Source organism: Methanobrevibacter wolinii SH, from assembly GCF_000621965.1.
GTDB classification, from domain to species: Archaea; Methanobacteriota; Methanobacteria; order Methanobacteriales; family Methanobacteriaceae; genus Methanarmilla; species Methanarmilla wolinii.
In genome coordinates, this window is record NZ_KK211378.1 from 59,252 (window position 1) to 77,323 (window position 18,072).

At 26.1% G+C, this 18,072-nt stretch carries 24 protein-coding genes; 17 read left to right on the top strand and 7 right to left on the bottom strand.

Features of this window, described 5'->3' with window-relative positions:
• Positions 1 to 17: 17 nt before the first annotated feature.
• The 3 genes from guaA to T523_RS07710 are packed head-to-tail and all read right to left on the bottom strand — an operon-like array spanning position 18 to position 1,837.
• Positions 18 to 944, bottom strand: coding sequence for a glutamine-hydrolyzing GMP synthase (guaA, locus tag T523_RS07700; protein ID WP_042708382.1), 927 nt, complete (start codon positions 942 to 944; stop codon positions 18 to 20).
• A 19-nt stretch (positions 945 to 963) separates the two neighbouring features.
• A complete protein-coding gene (locus T523_RS07705; protein WP_042708383.1) occupies positions 964 to 1,224 on the bottom strand; it encodes a hypothetical protein in 261 nt (86 codons plus the stop codon).
• 43 nt (positions 1,225 to 1,267) lie between these two features.
• Entirely contained in the window at positions 1,268 to 1,837 is a 570-nt protein-coding gene (locus T523_RS07710; protein ID WP_042708384.1) for a GMP synthase subunit A, read from the bottom strand.
• Positions 1,838 to 2,100: 263 nt separating this feature from the next.
• Between T523_RS07710 and T523_RS09185 the strand changes: the two genes are divergently transcribed.
• Positions 2,101 to 2,253 carry a hypothetical protein gene (locus tag T523_RS09185; protein ID WP_198016042.1) on the top strand — a complete coding sequence of 51 codons (153 nt, stop codon included), beginning with the start codon at positions 2,101 to 2,103 and terminating at the stop codon, positions 2,251 to 2,253.
• 259 nt (positions 2,254 to 2,512) lie between these two features.
• Here T523_RS09185 and gatE read toward each other — a convergent pair whose 3' ends face one another.
• The 4 genes from gatE to T523_RS07730 all read right to left on the bottom strand — a co-directional run bounded on the left by gatE (position 2,513) and on the right by T523_RS07730 (position 8,465).
• Positions 2,513 to 4,390 carry a Glu-tRNA(Gln) amidotransferase subunit GatE gene (gene gatE / locus T523_RS07715; RefSeq protein WP_042708385.1) on the bottom strand — a complete coding sequence of 626 codons (1,878 nt, stop codon included), beginning with the start codon at positions 4,388 to 4,390 and terminating at the stop codon, positions 2,513 to 2,515.
• 9 nt (positions 4,391 to 4,399) lie between these two features.
• On the bottom strand, positions 4,400 to 5,707 hold the full coding sequence (gene gatD / locus T523_RS07720) for a Glu-tRNA(Gln) amidotransferase subunit GatD (protein WP_042708386.1): 1,308 nt from the start codon (positions 5,705 to 5,707) through the stop codon (positions 4,400 to 4,402).
• 273 nt (positions 5,708 to 5,980) lie between these two features.
• Complete coding sequence (locus T523_RS07725) at positions 5,981 to 7,672, bottom strand: AMP-binding protein (RefSeq protein ID WP_042708387.1); 1,692 nt, start codon at positions 7,670 to 7,672, stop codon at positions 5,981 to 5,983.
• 241 nt (positions 7,673 to 7,913) lie between these two features.
• Positions 7,914 to 8,465 carry a helix-turn-helix domain-containing protein gene (locus T523_RS07730; RefSeq protein ID WP_042708388.1) on the bottom strand — a complete coding sequence of 184 codons (552 nt, stop codon included), beginning with the start codon at positions 8,463 to 8,465 and terminating at the stop codon, positions 7,914 to 7,916.
• Positions 8,466 to 9,019: 554 nt separating this feature from the next.
• Here T523_RS07730 and T523_RS07735 point away from each other — a divergent pair.
• From T523_RS07735 to T523_RS07810, 16 genes are all read left to right on the top strand, one after another.
• A complete protein-coding gene (locus T523_RS07735; RefSeq protein WP_042708389.1) occupies positions 9,020 to 9,421 on the top strand; it encodes a hypothetical protein in 402 nt (133 codons plus the stop codon).
• 341 nt (positions 9,422 to 9,762) lie between these two features.
• Positions 9,763 to 10,695, top strand: a complete 933-nt coding sequence (locus T523_RS07740) for an NAD-dependent epimerase/dehydratase family protein (protein WP_042708390.1) — start codon at positions 9,763 to 9,765, stop codon at positions 10,693 to 10,695.
• A gap of 560 nt (positions 10,696 to 11,255) precedes the next feature.
• Positions 11,256 to 11,573 (top strand): energy-converting hydrogenase A subunit A EhaA, encoded by a 318-nt coding sequence (locus tag T523_RS07745; protein WP_042708391.1) that lies wholly within the window; start codon positions 11,256 to 11,258, stop codon positions 11,571 to 11,573.
• A gap of 49 nt (positions 11,574 to 11,622) precedes the next feature.
• The gene (locus T523_RS07750) at positions 11,623 to 12,126 is read left to right on the top strand and encodes a hypothetical protein (protein ID WP_042708392.1); all 504 of its coding nucleotides are present in this window, start codon (positions 11,623 to 11,625) and stop codon (positions 12,124 to 12,126) included.
• A gap of 192 nt (positions 12,127 to 12,318) precedes the next feature.
• Complete coding sequence (locus tag T523_RS07755; RefSeq protein WP_042708462.1) at positions 12,319 to 12,573, top strand: DUF2109 domain-containing protein; 255 nt, start codon at positions 12,319 to 12,321, stop codon at positions 12,571 to 12,573.
• A 2-nt stretch (positions 12,574 to 12,575) separates the two neighbouring features.
• Positions 12,576 to 12,854, top strand: a complete 279-nt coding sequence (locus T523_RS07760; RefSeq protein WP_042708393.1) for an EhaD family protein — start codon at positions 12,576 to 12,578, stop codon at positions 12,852 to 12,854.
• Entirely contained in the window at positions 12,847 to 13,107 is a 261-nt protein-coding gene (locus T523_RS07765) for an EhaE family protein (RefSeq protein WP_042708394.1), read from the top strand. Before T523_RS07760 ends, T523_RS07765 begins: the two co-directional genes overlap by 8 nt.
• Positions 13,108 to 13,135: 28 nt before the next feature.
• Complete coding sequence (locus T523_RS07770) at positions 13,136 to 13,729, top strand: EhaF family protein (protein ID WP_042708395.1); 594 nt, start codon at positions 13,136 to 13,138, stop codon at positions 13,727 to 13,729.
• Positions 13,729 to 14,409 carry an EhaG family protein gene (locus T523_RS07775; RefSeq protein WP_042708397.1) on the top strand — a complete coding sequence of 227 codons (681 nt, stop codon included), beginning with the start codon at positions 13,729 to 13,731 and terminating at the stop codon, positions 14,407 to 14,409. The genes T523_RS07770 and T523_RS07775 overlap by 1 nt, the downstream gene beginning before the upstream one ends.
• An 89-nt stretch (positions 14,410 to 14,498) precedes the next feature.
• The gene (locus T523_RS07780) at positions 14,499 to 15,170 is read left to right on the top strand and encodes a membrane protein (protein WP_042708398.1); all 672 of its coding nucleotides are present in this window, start codon (positions 14,499 to 14,501) and stop codon (positions 15,168 to 15,170) included.
• A gap of 10 nt (positions 15,171 to 15,180) precedes the next feature.
• Positions 15,181 to 15,396, top strand: coding sequence for a hypothetical protein (locus tag T523_RS07785; protein ID WP_042708399.1), 216 nt, complete (start codon positions 15,181 to 15,183; stop codon positions 15,394 to 15,396).
• Positions 15,397 to 15,425: 29 nt separating this feature from the next.
• The gene (locus T523_RS07790; RefSeq protein ID WP_042708400.1) at positions 15,426 to 16,292 is read left to right on the top strand and encodes a respiratory chain complex I subunit 1 family protein; all 867 of its coding nucleotides are present in this window, start codon (positions 15,426 to 15,428) and stop codon (positions 16,290 to 16,292) included.
• Positions 16,293 to 16,337: 45 nt separating this feature from the next.
• Positions 16,338 to 16,595, top strand: a complete 258-nt coding sequence (locus tag T523_RS07795) for a hypothetical protein (protein ID WP_042708401.1) — start codon at positions 16,338 to 16,340, stop codon at positions 16,593 to 16,595.
• 158 nt (positions 16,596 to 16,753) lie between these two features.
• A complete protein-coding gene (locus tag T523_RS07800; protein WP_042708402.1) occupies positions 16,754 to 17,089 on the top strand; it encodes a DUF2104 domain-containing protein in 336 nt (111 codons plus the stop codon).
• Between the two features lie 12 nt (positions 17,090 to 17,101).
• Positions 17,102 to 17,485 (top strand): DUF1959 family protein, encoded by a 384-nt coding sequence (locus T523_RS07805; protein WP_042708403.1) that lies wholly within the window; start codon positions 17,102 to 17,104, stop codon positions 17,483 to 17,485.
• Positions 17,486 to 17,590: 105 nt separating this feature from the next.
• Positions 17,591 to 18,061, top strand: coding sequence for an NADH-quinone oxidoreductase subunit B family protein (locus T523_RS07810; RefSeq protein WP_042708404.1), 471 nt, complete (start codon positions 17,591 to 17,593; stop codon positions 18,059 to 18,061).
• Positions 18,062 to 18,072 lie beyond the last annotated feature (11 nt).

Here is an 18,072-nt window from a genome sequence, read left to right on the forward strand (position 1 = left end):
TAAATCCCTTTCTTGATTTAAGCAAATTCAATAGTTGCAGGTGGTTTATCACTTATTGAAAGAGATACATGTGTTACTTCAGAAACTTCTGATGTTATTCTTTTTGATATTGTTCTAATAAGTTCCCATGGAATTTCAGGTACATATGCAGTCATAGCATCTATAGATGCAACCATCCTTACAACAACAAGGTAACCAAAGTCTCTTTGATCTCCTTTTACACCAGTAACTCTTGTATTAGTTAAAGCTGCAAAGTATTGCCATAATTGTTTATCAAAGCCTGATTTTTCAACTTCTTCACGTACAATTGCATCAGCATTTTGACATACTTTAATTTTTTCTCTTGTAAGTTCTCCAATAACTCTTACTGCAAGACCTGGACCTGGGAATGGTTGACGATGTACAATAGCATCAGGAAGTCCTAATTCTTCACCAATTTCTCTTACTTCATCTTTGTATAATTCACGAATAGGTTCAACTACTTCTAAGACCATACCACTTGGAAGTGCAAGATTATGGTGGGATTTAATTTTTCCTTGACTTTCAATCCAATCAGGAGCAATAGTTCCTTGAATTAAATATTTAGCATCAATTTTTGCAGCTTCTCTTTCAAAAACATCAATAAATTTTTTACCAATGATTTTTCTTTTTTCTTCAGGATCTATTACACCTTCAAGAGCTTCTAAGAATTCATCTGATGCATCAACATAAATAAAATTTAATCTATCTTTAAATGTATTTACAACTTGTTCAGCTTCACCTTTTCTTAAAAGTCCATGATCTACAAAGATAGCAGTTAAATTATCTCCAATAGCTTCACCAACAAGAACAGAACATACAGAACTGTCAACACCACCAGATAATGCAATTACTGCTTTTTCATCTTTAATTTCATCTTTTACTTTTTCAATTGCTTCATCTATAAAACCTTTAGGGGTCCACATTGTTAATTCCTCTTAGATTTTATTCTTCATCTTCTTTAGTTTCAAATTCATCAATGAAATCTAAAACTATTTTTTCAAGACCAGTATCATTTCCAGCTTCAATTGCATCCATTATATCATCATATTTAACAAATTTTCTAAGAATGATACTTTTTTCACCAACACCTGCAATGTTGAATTCATATTCATCATCACCAATTGGTATTTTAATTCTTTCTCTTTTAAGTTCTGGCTTATTTTCCATAGCTTTTTCTCTTAATTCATCTACATTATTAATCATTTTGACTCCTCATTACTTTAGTTAAATCTATTAATCTTAATTATTATTTATTTAAATTATTTTTACAAATTTCATAGAAGTTTTGGAATACTATATCTCCTTTAGGAGTAGTATGAACTTCTGGGTGGAATTGAATTCCATAAATATCTTTTGTATTATGTTTCATAGCTTCAATATCACAAATATCTGAACTTGCTAAGATTTTAAAGTTTTCAGGTAATTTTTTAACTTCATCTTTATGTGATGTCCAAACATCCATTTTTGGTGCTAAACCTTTAAGAAGTTCTTCTTCATTAGTAATATTAATTTCAACTTGTGCATAACTTTCAGTTTTTGATGTTTCAACATCTCCACCAAATTTTTGAGCTATAAGTTGATGACCTAAACAAATACCTAAAATTGGAACATCTATCTCGCCAATGTAATCAAGACTATTACCACTCATTGTAATTGATGGTCCTCCACCTAATATTAATCCCATTGGTTCTTTTTCTTTAATTTCTTCAACAGTTAAATGATTAGGAACAAGTTCACAGGGTATATCTAAATTTTGTAAACTTCTTTGAATTCTATGATTATATTGACCTTTATTATTTATAATTAGAATTTTCATATTTTGTTTCTCTTATGATTTTTTAATTTAAATAAATTAATTAATAATATATTATAATATAATATTTATTATATTTTATTTTTCATAAAATCATGTTTTTGAAATTTTTACTTATTTAAATTTTAAATATTATTTTTAAGTTAAAATATTTCTTAAAATCTCATGATTTTATGTTTTAAATCTTATTTTTTGAGTTAAAACAAATTTTTATTATATTTAATAATTCCAATATTTTATATACTATGTTTTATAATATTATTTTTATGGAAACTCAAGATTTAGTTTATATATTAATTGCTATTTTACTTGCAATAATTATATTTTACTTGTTTATATGGCTCTTACCAGTAATTGTAATACTGTTAATTGCATTCTTTATCTATGTATTTTTACAAGATAAATATGGTGGATATTAATATTATTTCCATTTTAACAGTTTATTTTTACTGTTAAGACTTTATTTTTATTTTTCTAATTAATTTGTTTATTGTTATTTTTTTATTTTCTATTTTTGTTTTTTTCTTGTTTTTAGGTATTTATTGTTATTTTTTATTTTTGAGTTTTTTAAAATAAAAAGTATAAAAAAAATATTTAAAATTATATTTTTTTTTTAAAGTTTAATTCTTAGAAAGTTTTCTAAATAATATTAAAGATATAAAAAGTATTTAGAATTATCTAAATACGTTTTTGTATTTCTTCTCTTACTATTTTATTTACAAGACTTCCATCTGCTTTACCTTTAAGTTGTTTCATACTCATACCCATTAAAGGTCCCATAGCACCCATTTGGCGTTCTTCTACCATTTTTTCATTTTTATCTACAATTGATTTAATAATACTTTTTATTGCATCTTCACTAAGTAAACTTAAGTTTTCTTCTTTTGCTACTGTTTCTGCATCTTTTTTAGGATTTTTACACATAGCTTCAATAAGTTCTCTTATTGCATCTTTTGAGATTTTATCATTTTCAAGAAGTTTAAATACTTCAATAAGTCTTTCTTGGGTCATTGAACTAATATCTGTTCCTTCTCTTCTTAAATCTCTTAAATCAGAACTTAATGTTGATGCTACAATAGTTGGATCTACTTTTGTTTCTTTTAAAATATTTTCGAATTCATCACCAAGAACACGTCTTACAATTTGGTTTGCAAGATCTTCACTTAATTTATATTCTTTGATGAATCTTTCTTTTTTAACATCTGGAAGTTCTGGTAAATTGTTTTTAATAGGTTCAACAATATCATTTGTTATTTTGAAAAGTGGAATATCTGTTTCTAAATACATCCTATTTGCTGTAGCAAGAGGTCTCATATATTCAGTATTACCATCATCTAATGATTTACGAGTTTCTTCAACAACGCCAGTAAATGCAAGTTTTGCTCTTCTAATAACTTCTTGAAGTGCAGATTCTGCAATATCTGGATCGTGAGCTACAATAATAACTGCATCTTCAGGTTCTGTATTTAAGTATTTTCTTACTTTATCTACTTCTTCTTGTGTAATACCATATGCAGGTAATTCATCAGTATGGAATAAACCACTTACTCCACGTTTTTTAGCATAACTTGAAAGTTCTGTACCGAATCTTCTACCTTTTTGAACTTCAACACCTATTAATCCATCAAATCCTTTTAAAACAATTGCTTTAATAGATTTTGCTGATTTTAATATTTTACTTTCAGTATCTTTTAATACTTCATCAAGATTATATATTCTTTCATCAACTGAAGCATTACGTTTTTTAAGTTCATCTCTAATTTCAAGAAGTTTGATTTGTCTTTCAACTTCTCTTTCTACAATTTCAGGCATTAATTCAAGATTTTGAACACCTTTAATTTCTACTCTTGCACCTTTTGCAATAGAAACATTTAAATCTTGTCTGATTGTTCCAAGTCCTCTTTTAACATTAGTACTTCTTAAAACTTGACCAATCATATATGCTACTTCTTCAACTTGTTTAGGATGATGCATTGAAGGATCTGTTGTTATTTCAACAAGAGGTATTCCAAGTCTATCTAATCTAAATTCAGTAAATTCATCATCAGTGTCTATTCTTCTTGCAGCATCTTCTTCAAGACCAATGGTTTCAATTTTTACTCTTCCATATGGTGTATCAAGGTATCCATCAGTTGCAAGAAGACCAGTTCTTTGGAAACCACTTGTATTACTTCCATCAATAACTTGTTTTCTCATAGTATGGAATTCATCAACAATATGCATATTTAAAAGTACGGAAATAGTTATTGCAAGGTTAAGAGCTTCACGATTTAATTTGTGAGGTGGTTCATCATCAGTTTCAACAAGACAAGTATGTTTATTAAATGATTCATAGTTGAAATTTAATTTTCTCATTGATTCTTGAAGTGCTGCTCTATCTATTTGACCAAGTTCACTTTGTGTTGGTCTTAAATTTCTTTTAATTTTTAAATCTACATCATCATCAACAAGTTCAGTAGGACATGAACAGAATAATTTTGATTTAGTATTTAATTGTTGATGTATTTCAAGTCCCATTTTAAGGCCTAATTCTTCCCAATTATATTTATCTGTCATTGTCTCACCTTAATTTAAAAAGTATTTTGCAGAGGTTCTTTGATTAATTTCTCCTGCAATATTAGTTTCCATTATTTTTCTTACTTCTTCAACATCATCAGTTTGACCTAATGCCCAACAAAGTTTTACATATCCAACTTCAGGAGTCATATCTTCTCCAGATATAAGATGAGCATCTAATAATTTACGACCAGTACTGTAAACATTCATGTTTACTCTACCATATATACACTGTGATGTCATAACACAAGGGATTTTTTCATCTGCTGCTCTTTCAAGTGATGGAACCATATATTCTGGTACATGACCTAAACCAGTTCCTTCAATTAAAAGACCTTTATAACCTTTGTCTATATAATAATCAATAATTTCTTGAGAGATTCCTGGATAACTTTTAATGAGTGCTACTTTATCTTCAACATTATCATAAAGTTTAAGTTCACATTCCTCTCTTTTATTATATGGTCTTGTAGTTTTTTGGATTTCTCCATCTTTTAAGTAAGCAATTGGTTCTCCATCAATACTACGGAAAGTATCTCTTCTAGAAGTATGCATTTTTCTTACTTTTACACCACTATGTAATGCACATATATCATCATTTAATGAATCATGCATACAAACAGTAACTTCTGCAATATCTGATTTAGCAGCACCTACTGAATTTATAAGGTTTAAAAATGTGTCTGTAGAAGGTCTATCTGAACTTCTTTGTGCACCAGTAACTACTATTGGAACAGGTGTTCTTAATATGAAACTAAGTGCAGCTGATGTATAATGCATTGTATCAGTACCATGAGCAATAACTACACCTTGGGAACCATTATTTATATCATCTGCAATACTTCTTGCAGCTTCTACCCAATATTTTGGTTCCATGTTCTCACTTAAAATATTGTATAATGCTTTAACATCATAGTTTGCAAGATCAATAAGTTCTGGGTTAGCTTTAAGTAAATCTCCAGCAGTAAATGCAGGGTGTACTGCTCCAGTACTATAATCAATAATAGATGAAACTGTACCTCCAGTTGATATAATTGAAATATCCATTTTATTATCATCATGAGGTATTTCTGTTTCATCATAACCTATTTTTGGTTTATCTCCATGTTCAATAAGTTCTATTGATGCATTAGTAATTTCAATACCTATATTGTATCCACTATTTAATTTTAAAACAATATAATTATCTTCTGCATCCTCTGATCTATCAAGTAATATTCCTTTATAAGATACATCTTCTTTTGAAACTTTTACTGTATCACCAATGGTAATATTAGCTTCATCTAAAAATTTTTTTGAATTTTCTTTATAAGTCATTAAATCACTTTTAAATAATTAGTATATTTTGGCTTGTAAAATTTTAATCGTAAAATATTTAAGATTTTTAAAATTTCTTATTTTCTTAAATAAATCAAGTTTAGTTTTTTTGCTATTATTTAATTGAATAATTACTATTTTTGATTTATATTATTTCTTGATTTATTGTTTTTAAATATAAGTTAAATAAATCTATTTTAAAAAGTTATGTTAAGTTTTTAAGTATTATAAGTTAAATAAATTAATTTTAGAAAGTTATTTTAACTTTCTAACTTATTTTTTAGCTTCTTGTTCTGATTTATATTTTTTAAGGTCATCTTCACGTATTTTTTTTCTTATAATTTTACCATTAACTGTTTTTGGAAGTTCATCAACAAATTCAATCATACGCGGATATTTGTATGGTGCTGTAACTTTTTTAACATGATTTTGAATGTCTTTTATTAATTCATCACTAGGTTCATAACCATTTGCAAGAACAATAGTAGCTTTTACAAGTTGGCCTCTAATTTCATGTGGATAACCTGTAATAGCACATTCAACAACTGCTGGATGTGAAATTACTGCACTTTCTACTTCATATGGTCCAATACGATAACCTGAACTTTTAATAACATCATCATTTCTACCTACAAAATGATAATAACCATCTTCATCTATCCAGGCTTTATCTCCACAATGGTAATATCCACCATATCTTTTTTCATGATTCCTTTTTGGGTTACGGTAATATTCATCAAATAATCCAATATTTTCACGATTTAAATCAAAACATATTTCTCCTTCTTCACCAATTTCTACAGGTTTATCATTTTCATCTAGGAGAGTTATTTTAAATGCTGGATTTGGTTTACCAACTGATCCTAATTTTGGTTTTAACCATTTAAATGTACCAATACTAATAACAGTTTCTGTCTGACCAAATGCTTCTTTAATTTCTAAACCAGTTTTTTCTTTAAATTTATTAAATACTTCTGGAGGTAATGATTCTCCTGCAGTAGAAGCATGTTTAATACATGAAAAGTCAATGTCAGATAAATCTTCTTTAATAAGGAATCTGTAAATTGTTGGTGGTGCACAGAATGTATTTACATGATGTTCTGTGATTTTTTTAATTAAATCAAGTGCATTAAATCTCACATAATCATAAATAAATACTGCAGCTCCACAAATCCATTGGCCATAAAGGTTTCCCCATACTGCTTTAATCCATCCTGTATCTGCAGTTGTATGATGTATTCCATCTTCAACAACTTCATGCCAATATTTAGCAGTTACAATATCTCCAATTGGATAAGCACAGTTATGTTTAATCATTTTAGGTTCTCCACTAGTACCTGATGAGAAGTACATTACTAATGGATCATGTATAGTTGTTGCTTCATTTCCTTTTGGTCTTTTAAAAGTATCATATTGATTAGCCATTTCTTTATGGAGATTATACCAACCTTCACAATCTTCATCTCTTACAAGAATTTTAATAATATCCATATTCAATTCTTTCTCAGCAGTCATATAATCTTCAATAAGGTTATCTTCATCAATAGTTATGATTGCTTTAATATCTGCACTATTTAATCTATATTTTATATCATGAAGTCTTAGCATATGTGTTGCAGAAATTGCGATAGCACCTATTTTATGAAGTGCTACCATAGTATACCACCATTCATACCTATTTTTTAAAGTAAGTAAAACAGCATCTCCTTTTTTAATTCCTATACTTTTTAAAAAATTAGCAACTTTATTTGACTCTTTTTTTATATCTTTAAATGTGAATACTTTTTCCTCGTTATCATCACACCATATTAGTGCTTTTTTATTTGGACTTATCTCTGCATATTTATCTACAATATCAAAACCAAAATTAAAGTTTTCTGGTATTTCAAATTTAAAATTTTCTGCAAAGTCATCATAGGAATCATATTCTACTCTATTTACATATTTGCCTATAAGTGATGTCATTATATCCCATAATATTTTTATATTTAATAATTGTTTATAACAGTTAATTTGGATTTAACTGTTTTTTATAGTAGTTTTAATTACCTGTTTTTTATATAACAGTTTTAATTAGCAGTTTTATTCTTAGCTATTTATTAGTTTATTAAATTAGTATTAAATTAATAATTAAATAATCAGTACTAAATTAATATTTTATAAAATTTTATTTATTATTTCAAAATCATTATTTTAAAATTTAGATTTACATAAGTACAGCTAAAAATTTAGCTTCTTCATTGTTTAATGCAATCATTGCATGTTCTCTAGTTGAATCAAAGAAAACACAATCTCCTTTGTATAAGGTTATTTCATTATTATTAATGTAAAGTTTTAATGAACCTTCAAGGACATAATTGAATTCTTGTCCAGGATGTGAGTTAAAACTAGGTTTTGCATCTTCTTTTGGATCAACAGTTACTATAAACATTTCAGCTTTTTTATTTATAAATTTCTTACATAAATTTTCATATTTATATTCTTTTCTTCTATTAACTGAAACACCTTCACCAGCGCGAGTAACTTCAAAGATAGCCATTCTACTTTCTTCTCCAGTTAAAAGTAATCCCATATCAACATTAAAAATATTTGCAATTTCATATACTAAACTTGCAGGAATATCATTTTTTCCATCTTCATATTCAATATATTTCTCTTCATCAATGTCTAATTTCTCAGACATTTCTTTAGTTGAAATTTCGTAAAGTTCTCTAAGTTCTTTAATTCTATTTCCAATATCGATATTGTATTCATTCATGATTTACACCATATAAATATTTTAAAATTAATTTTTATATAAAAATAAGATTTATAAAAATATTAAATTATGTGAATATTATATTTAGAATCTGAATTTAATCTAATTCTAATAAAATTGACATAATAATATTATATATATTATAATTATATTTAATATAATTTATTTAAGAACTTTAAAAAAGATTTTTTAAAAAAATTTTAATATTAATTAAATATTTAAAAAAATGGTTTATTTTAAATTTCAATTTTTTTAATATTATTTATTTTAAAATTAGAATAATTTTTATTTTATATTTTGAATTTTAATACTTTATATTTATTATAAACGATTTTTATTAAATTTAAAAAGAATTAGTATCTTTATTTAAGTTTTATATTTTAATATTAAACTTATAGCTTTAATAGTTAGTAGATATATCTTAAAGTTTTAAATTTTAATATTAAATTTATAATTTTAATACTTGGGAAAAACTTTATATATTTATAAGTTATTATTTTATATACAAAACTTATGTATTCATATTTTAATATATAATATAAAAAGGTGATTATATGCCATCTAGTGATATTAGTAATGTGGTTCTTTTCAAAAGACAAAATGATGATTATTATGAATTTGATGATAAATATGTTGGTCTTAAAATGTTAGATAATAATATATTTGTCTTTACTATTGAAGCACCTCAAGAAGAAGTTGGTAAAAGTATGATGTTTTTTGAAAACATTGCAATGTTTGAACCAATTTTAGTTGATATTGGAGGAACTGGTAATATTCCATGTTACTTTAAAGGTGTATCTCCTGTAGTTGGTAAAGGACCAATGATGAATGGAACACATAAAAATGCATTTTACACTGTAACTTTACAAGAACTTGTTAATGCTCCTCCAGATGTTGAAGAAGAACATGAATGTATTGGTTGTGGTTTCCACAATTTTACAGGTGAGGAATTATAATTTTATATTCTTTTTTTATATTTTTTTATTTCTTAAAATCTTATTTTTTTTAAAATTATTGATTATGTGGATTTTAATTTTATAACTATTTTTAATCTTTTTTAAATCATTTTAATTTTCAGAGCAATTTTTTAAATTTAATTTTCAAGTATTAATATTTCTAAATTATTATAGAAAATAGATTCAACAGGCTTTATTTTTAAATAAAATCTAAATTTTATTAAAATATTCTATTATTACAACAAACTTTATATTTATTTAATTATAAATTATAATTATTATAATAATTATTAAATTTTTATTTTTTTTTAAATTTAATAAAAAATAAGTAAGGGAATATGATGGAAGGAAAAAATATTGTTGTTACTGGTGGTTTAGGTTTTATTGGTTCACATATTGTTGATGAATTAATGATTTCTAATAAGGTTACAATTATTGATAATTTATCTTCTGGTAAAATCGAAAATTTAAAAAATCCAGATAATAAAAATATTACACTAATTCAAGGAGATTTAAATAATTTAGATTTAGATGAAATCTTAAAAGATAAAGATTATGTATTTCATTTAGCTGCTCTTGCTAGTGTACCTGAAAGTGTTGAAAAACCAGTACTTAGTAACTCTAACAATCTTGATGCTACTTTGAAATTGCTAACTGCATGTAAAAATAATGATATTAAAAAAGTAGTATTCTCTTCATCTGCAGCTATTTATGGTGAAAATCCAAATATTCCTCTTAAAGAAACTGCGCCTTATATGCCTGCTTCTCCATATGCTGTACAAAAAGCAAGTTCTGAATTATATCTTAAGGCATTTCATGAAAGTTATGGTTTAAATTCTGTTTCTCTTAGGTATTTTAATGTTTTTGGGCCAAAACAAAATTTAAATTCTTCATATGCTGCAGTTATTCCTAATTTTATTAGTGCATTATTAACTGGTAATCAACCTATAATTTATGGAGATGGAGAGCAAACTCGTGATTTTATTTATGTTAAAGATATTGTGAGAGCAAATATTTTATCATGTGAATCTGATTATAATGGTGTTGTAAATATTGCTAGTGGTAAAGGTTTATCTGTTAATGAATTATATTCAATTATAAAAGAAGTTTTAGGTAGTGATATAGAACCTAAATATGAAGAAGAACGTTTAGGTGATATTAAACATTCTATTGCAGATATTTCTAATCAAAGTAATATTAATTTTAAAATTGATTCAAGTAAATTTAAAGATCAACTAAAAGAAACTATAAATTGGTTTAAAGATAATTTATGATTATATTTTTAATTTTTAATTAAGTCTTTGAGATTCTTTATTTTAACATTTTTTAATCTTATTATTGTGATTTTTAATTAGGTCTTTAAGATTCTTTATTTTAACATTTTTTAATTTTATTGTTGTAAATTCATAATTTTCTTAACATTTTACTTTAATTAAAATTTTTGTATTTTTTCTTAAAATTTGTTTTATATTATTAAAACTATTTTATTTTCAATATATTTTTTAAATATTTTATTTTTTTTAATTATTAAGCTTATTTTTTAATAATTAAAGCTTTTAATTGAATTTTTTTCTATATATTTTTTTGTTTAATTATTACTTTATCTAATTTATAAATGCTTTTTTTATTATTTTATTATTTATTTAATTTATTTTATTTTTTTATTTTATTTTATATTTTTATTTAAAATTCTTATTTTACAATGTTATATTTGTTTAATTTATATAGTTCCATATTATAATACTTCATTCATTGTCTTTCAATTTATTAACAATTTAAACTATTAAAATTAAGACAAAAAACATATATATGAATCATTTAAATATTATTAATTATGATTTTTCTAATTAGTGAAACAACATTATTGTTAAATTATTTAATTACAATTATTGTTTCTATTATAATGGCTTTAATTTTAAGATTGCCATTTTTACCTGAAAAGCCTAGAAGGTTTTCATGGACTAACAGTGCTATATTTCCAACACCTATTATAGCTATGGGAGTTTTAGCTTTCTGTTTTTCAATCAATTTTTATTGGTTATATGAAGGGAAAGTACTTGCTCTTATTGTAGGTATTTTATCTGCAATATTTGTAAAATACTTGTTTAAGTATGTATTTCCAAATGCACCAAATACAGAAGGTGAGGAATAATGATAGCTTGTAATTTACTTAATTTATTAATAAGGATAGGTGATTATTAATGAATGAAATTTTGGGTATTATTCTTGCTGCTATTATTTCATGGCTTAATTTTGTTATTATTGATACTTATCTTGGCTTACCTGAAGAACCAGGTGTTAAAGGAGCAGATAATGTTGCTCGTTCTATAAAAGAAAGAGGAGGAGATTTATCTGGTGGATTTTTCCAAGGTAATATTTTATGCTCTCCTGATGCATCTGCAGGTACTTTACTTGCTAGTATTGGTGTAATGGTTTTAGGATTAAATGGTGGAATACTTGCTGCATTTTTAGTTTATATTGGAAATAGATTATGTGCAGATCCAGGTTATGCTGGTACAACAGGTTCTTTAACAATGACTGTAATTGTATGTCTTTTATCTAAATATGCAGGTTTTAAACCTATTATGTTTGTAGTAGGTATGGTGATTGCTATATTCACTATTCAAGGTTTACATCATCCAGCTAGTACAAAACTTTTAGGAAAAATTGCAAAAAAATTTAATAGATATACTGAATTAGAATAATTAATAAATATTATTCTTTGGAGAATAATTTAGTTTGAATGTTATGTATTAGGTTATTCTTTTGTTTTGAGGGAATAATTTTAGTTTGTATGTTTAATGATTTTAAATGTATTATTTGTTTAATAAACATTTTTATTGAGTTTTAGATGTTTTTAAATGAATGGTATTATGAATAAAAAATGGGACGATAAAATGTATATAGAGATTTTAGGGATTATTACTATTTTGATGGCATTACGTGCACTTATAACTCAAAATAGAGCTGAAAAATTATTATATATTAATGTTATTGGATTTTCAGTTCCAGCAATAATTGCCTTATATATTAATACACCTTTTGCTCTTATTGTAGCAGCTGCTTTCTTTGTAACTTCTACTGTAAGTGCTAATGCAATTGCATATACATTGAATAAATTAGATAATGAAATTGTCTTAGATGGAGAATAAAGATGGATTTTCTAGGATTTTTTAATATTACAACAGTATCAATAGCATTAATGATAATTGGTTCAATTGGTATAATACTTGTTAAAAAACCATTGGATAAAGTTATTCTTTTTGATATTGCTGATGCAGGTTTTGTACTTGCTGTAGTTGCATTTAAATATTTAGATGTAGCATTTGCAATTGCAATTTTAGGTCCAATATCTACTATTGTATTTTTAATGTCTATTTTAAAAATTAATGAAATTAGAACTAAAAATAGTGAAGGTGGTCCTAATGTTTAATGTTTACATTTGGTTTTATACAGGAATATTCTTAGCTATTATTGGTACTTTAGCAGCATGCTGGGGTCCTGGGGTTAAAGATCCTGTTATAAGGACTTTAAATACAGAGGTTGCTTCTATTGGTGTTTCATTGATTTTTTTATGTTATAATCACATGTTAGCTCTTTTAACATTAATTGCAACTTCTGTAATTTGTACATTAATTTTACTTAGAGCAATTAGTCGTTTAGAAGAAATAGGGGCTGATGTTTAATGATATTTAATTTTATGGGGGCTCACTTATGAAAATAGCAGATATTTGGAATAAGTTAGCAAGTCCTAAAAAGATTCCTAGGTTATTTGCTTTAATTCTTGGAATATTTTTAATTATTGGATTTATGGTTCCTATGGGGTTAAATGTAGACCAACTTTATCCAAGAGAAGCTCCTCAAGTTCAAGTTGAACAAGGATTGTCTATGGCACCTTATGCTCGTGGAGGTGAACCTTTAGTAAGTCCAGGAATTACTAAATCTGCATATCCACAATATGCTCCTAAATTAGGATGGATTAATTCTTATGTTTCTCCATTGGCTCAATTTGTCATGAACATATCTCCATACTTTGGTACAAGTATTTATTCATCTCCTGGTGGATTAATTGATGAAATTTTATATTATACTAGAGGTTTTGATACAGTTCTTGAATCTTCTATATTGATGATGGCATTTATTATTGCATCATGGCTTTCTGTTAATTATACTATGAATAGGAGAAATGATCCTGAAAACATTAAGAAAGATGTTAAAGTTGCAATATCTAATTCTGATTTAATTGCTTCTGAGGTGGAACAAAATAATTTAAAAGCACATAGAAAACAAAATAGGAGGAATAATTAATGATATATGTTCCTTCTACTGTTCCACCAATATTTTCAAGTATGTATGTTCCTGCAATTTATACTGGATTAATAATTGGATTTTTTAGTTTAATTGCTATTGCAATGCAGAAAAGAGATATTCATGTTCTTATCTTAACTGATGTTGTTGGTTTTGCAATGATGATTATCGTTGCAGGTGTAGGTACAGATCTTGCAGAATCTTTTATTTTGCCAGGTTTAGTAGTAGAACTTGCTGAAGTTTTAGCAATATCTGAGATTTTAATATCTCGTGAAATGAGAAAAAAATCAGCAATTAATCCTTCTGTTTCATTTAATCCAATGGCAGTGAATTATGATATGGAGATTTTAACTACTGCTCCTAACTTTTTAAGCTTATTACTTATAGCTTATGGTGTATTCTTAACTGGTTTTACAGGTGGTGCTGTAGCTGGTGGAGGTATTTTATTATTCATGCTTTCAAGAAAAGCTAGAGGTTTACCAGTATTTGAAATCAATGGTATTGGTGGAGTTTCAGGTATTGGTTGGTGTATGTGGATTATTTCATTTTGGATATTCTTTGTAGCTCCTCAATATTGGTTACTTTGTTTATTCCTTGCAGCTTGTGGATTACTCTTAAAAGTTGCAACAAAAATGGGATTAATTGGAGTTCTTATGAGAGAAGAATATGGTAAAAAATGAGGTTAAAATTAAAATAAAATTTGTTTATTAATGTTAAAATTAATGGATAAACATTTATATGGATTATTTAAAAAAATTAGAGGATATTTATGAGTCTTGCAAGCTTAGGTGGAAATTTACTTGGGATAGTTCCTTTAGGGGATATTGTATTCTATTTAAATCCATTACATTTGTTCTTGTTTGTGGCTATATTAATATTTACTTTCTTAATTGCTATTAGTCATACAGAAACTCAAGTTGAAGCTGAATTTGGTACACTTGGGGATAATAAACAATCTGTAGGATTAAAAGAATTTAAAGCAAGAAGATTTTTATCTGTAATTTGTGGTATAGCTACTGCAGGTGCAATGATTACTGGAGATTTATATAATTTTACTTTATTTATGTCCCTTGTTGGTATCTTAAATATAGGTATTATTTCTTCTGTAAAACAGATTGGAGTACTTGATTCTGTTTTTCAATATGGTTTAATTGCAATGATGTGTAGTCTTCCATTATTTGGAGGTGCTGCAATTGTACTTGGAGCATGTGGAACAGTTAGTTTACTTGCAATTCAATCAATGAAACCAACTGCAATGATGATTTTCGGTGCAATAATGCTCTTTATTGGAGTTTGTGGTGAATCTGGTATAGCACCTTTCTTTGCTTCAAAAGCAGAAATGTTTAGAACTCCTGGTTCTCCATTTTTATTAATTGTACACTTAAGTTCATTGTTTATTATTGTAAGAGCAATTGAAATTGTTCTTATTATTTGTACATGAAGGTGAAAAAATGAATAAAACAAAAGTTGCAAGTGGTATTTTACTTGTAGTTTCAATAATAATGATATTATATGCATTAATATTTACTCCTGATGATTGGATTGTTTATGCTATAGCAATAATATTTATACCATTTTTTATACTTTCATTAGGTTTACTTACTATGGCAAAACCAAAAAAAGACGAGAAGGAGGAAAGAATACAAGAACCATTTATTGGATATTAAATCCAATATGAAAAAAAGTATTCGTTTATATGTATAATTTAATGGCTGATATTTTAATTAATGTATGTATTGCTTTCCTTGCTGGAAGCTTACTTTTAGGTTTACATAGGAAGATTATGGCACGTGTTCAATCAAGACCAGGGCCACCTATAATACAATATTTATTACATTCTTTAAAATTTTTCTTTAAGGAATCATCATTCCCAAAAACAGTTTCTAAACCATTTTATTTAGCGATTGTTGTTATATTATGTGGAATTTGGGTTACTGCAGTAATTGTAACTAATGTTACTTATGGATCTTTATTATTAATATTTGGTATTTATGCTGTACATAAAATTGTAGAACATAATTGTGGTTCTTCATCAGGTTCTCCTTATGGAAAACTTAGTTGTGTAAGGGCTGTTTATTCTGCAGCTTCTGAACTTCCATTATTTGGAGGTTCTATTTTAGTATTATATCTTACAGTTCATACTATGGATATAGGTCAAATAGTTTCTTATCAAGCAGTACATGGTCCTTTAATATTTGTTGCTCCACTTGCAGCATTAATGTTTTTTGTTACAATAATTACAAAAGCACCATATTCTCCATTTGGAATAACATTAGGCAAAGATATTATTTCAGGTTTTGAAACAGAACACTTTGGATTCTTAAGAGGATTCATAATGATTTCAGAATCAATGTGTTGGTATGTATTGTTATGGTTATTCTTAACATTATTCTTTGGACCATTAACAATGGTTGCTTATGCAATTGGAATGATTATTATAACATGTATAACTGGATTAATTAGTGCAACTACTCCAATGTTAAATCCTAATCATTCAGTTATGTCACAAATGACTATTACTCTTATTGGTGTAGTCGGTTCTATTGCTTTAATGATTATATGATTATTTAGCAATATTTTTAATTAAAATATAAAACGGAGAGATTAAATGAATCAAGAAAAAGATTTTATAATCCTAACTTCACTTGTAGCAATTGGTATTATATTTATAAGTTTACTTGCTGTAATCTTCCATAGTCAATTAATATGGCCTCTTGTAGTTATAGCTATACTTATAACTCCGTTAATTTTATATCAAGGATCTGAGAAAGTTTCAGAATTTTCTGAACATTTAGAGCATATTGCATTTATTATTACATTTATTGTAATATGTGTATCAATTATATTATTATATAGACCATTATAATTTGGTTTATATAAAATATAAAAATGCCATTTTTGGCTTTTGTATTAAATAAATAAATTTTATTTAATCTATCAATTTTTGTTGTCAAAGACATTAATTGATTTTTATTTAATTATAAATTAATTTAAATTAAATTAAGATAAACTAATGTGAGTATTATGATAGAAAAACTATATTTATTAATTTATTTAATAGTTTTTGTTGCTGGGGCTATATGTGGTCTTTTATACAGCTACCAAAAACACATAGAACCATATGTAGTGAAAGAAACCAGTATACCAATATTAATTATTGCAATTATTGGTTGGTTTTTAACATTAAATTTTGGTTTATTTAACTTTATTCCACAATTTATTGTAATAAGTATTGGTTTATTTTTAGTAGCTTTTGTATTAGATATGAGGCCAGGATATGGGAGAAAAGAAACAGTTATTGGTATTATTATTTCAGTAATATTATGGTTTTTTACTCAATGTTTATTTACTATATTATAATGGTGAATTTTTATGACTGATGAGAGCAGATTAAAACTTTATAAAACTAGAATTATTAAAAGTTTTAGATGGCAAAAAGATATTATTAATCCTCTTGCTAAATATTTAGGAATATCTAGTGATGAATTTGAAGATATACTTATGGATAATTTAGATATGTCCTCTCTTGAGTCTCTTCATTCTACATTTGAATCATCATTACATGAAGAATTAATGCTTAAATTACATATAGATTTAAAATTTTTCTGGTTTGTTGATGTTCTTGCTTTAATATCAGAAGAAGAAGCAACTCAATTAAAAGTTAAATTAGCAAAAGAAGTTCAATATGGACATATGACTTATGATGAAGCTGTTGATGAAGGTAAAAAAGAATTTTTAGACATGATTAGAAAATAAATTTATTAAATTTTATATTAAATTAAAATAATTAAATTATAAAGACATATTAAAATTTTAAGTAATTAAATCAAAAAGAGATAATTTTCATTTAGAGGTAAAACAATGTTAGATCGTCTAAAGGATATTGTAAGGAAAACTTCTATTAATGTTTGTATTGTTAATTGTGGTGGATGTAATGGTTGTGATATAGAACTTGTTGCATGTTTATCACCTAGATATGATTTAGAACAATATGGTATTTACTTACAAAATAATCCTCGTGATGCAGATGTATTATTATTAACTGGTGCAGTTACAGAACAATGGGAAGATAAATTACGTAGGATATATACTAAAATTCCAGAACCAAAAGTCGTTTTAGCTGTTGGTAATTGTCCTCAGTCTGGGGATGTTTTTGCTCAAGAAGGAGGTAGAGTTAGTGCTCCTGCATCTAATTTTATTCCTGTTGATGCTGAAGTTTGTGGATGTCCTCCAAGGCCTGATGAAATTATTTCTGCAGTTCTTGCTGTAGCGCCTAATGCTATGGCTGCAAAAGGACGTGAAAATAAAGAAATTAAAGATGATGATTCATAGAGGTGAGAAAA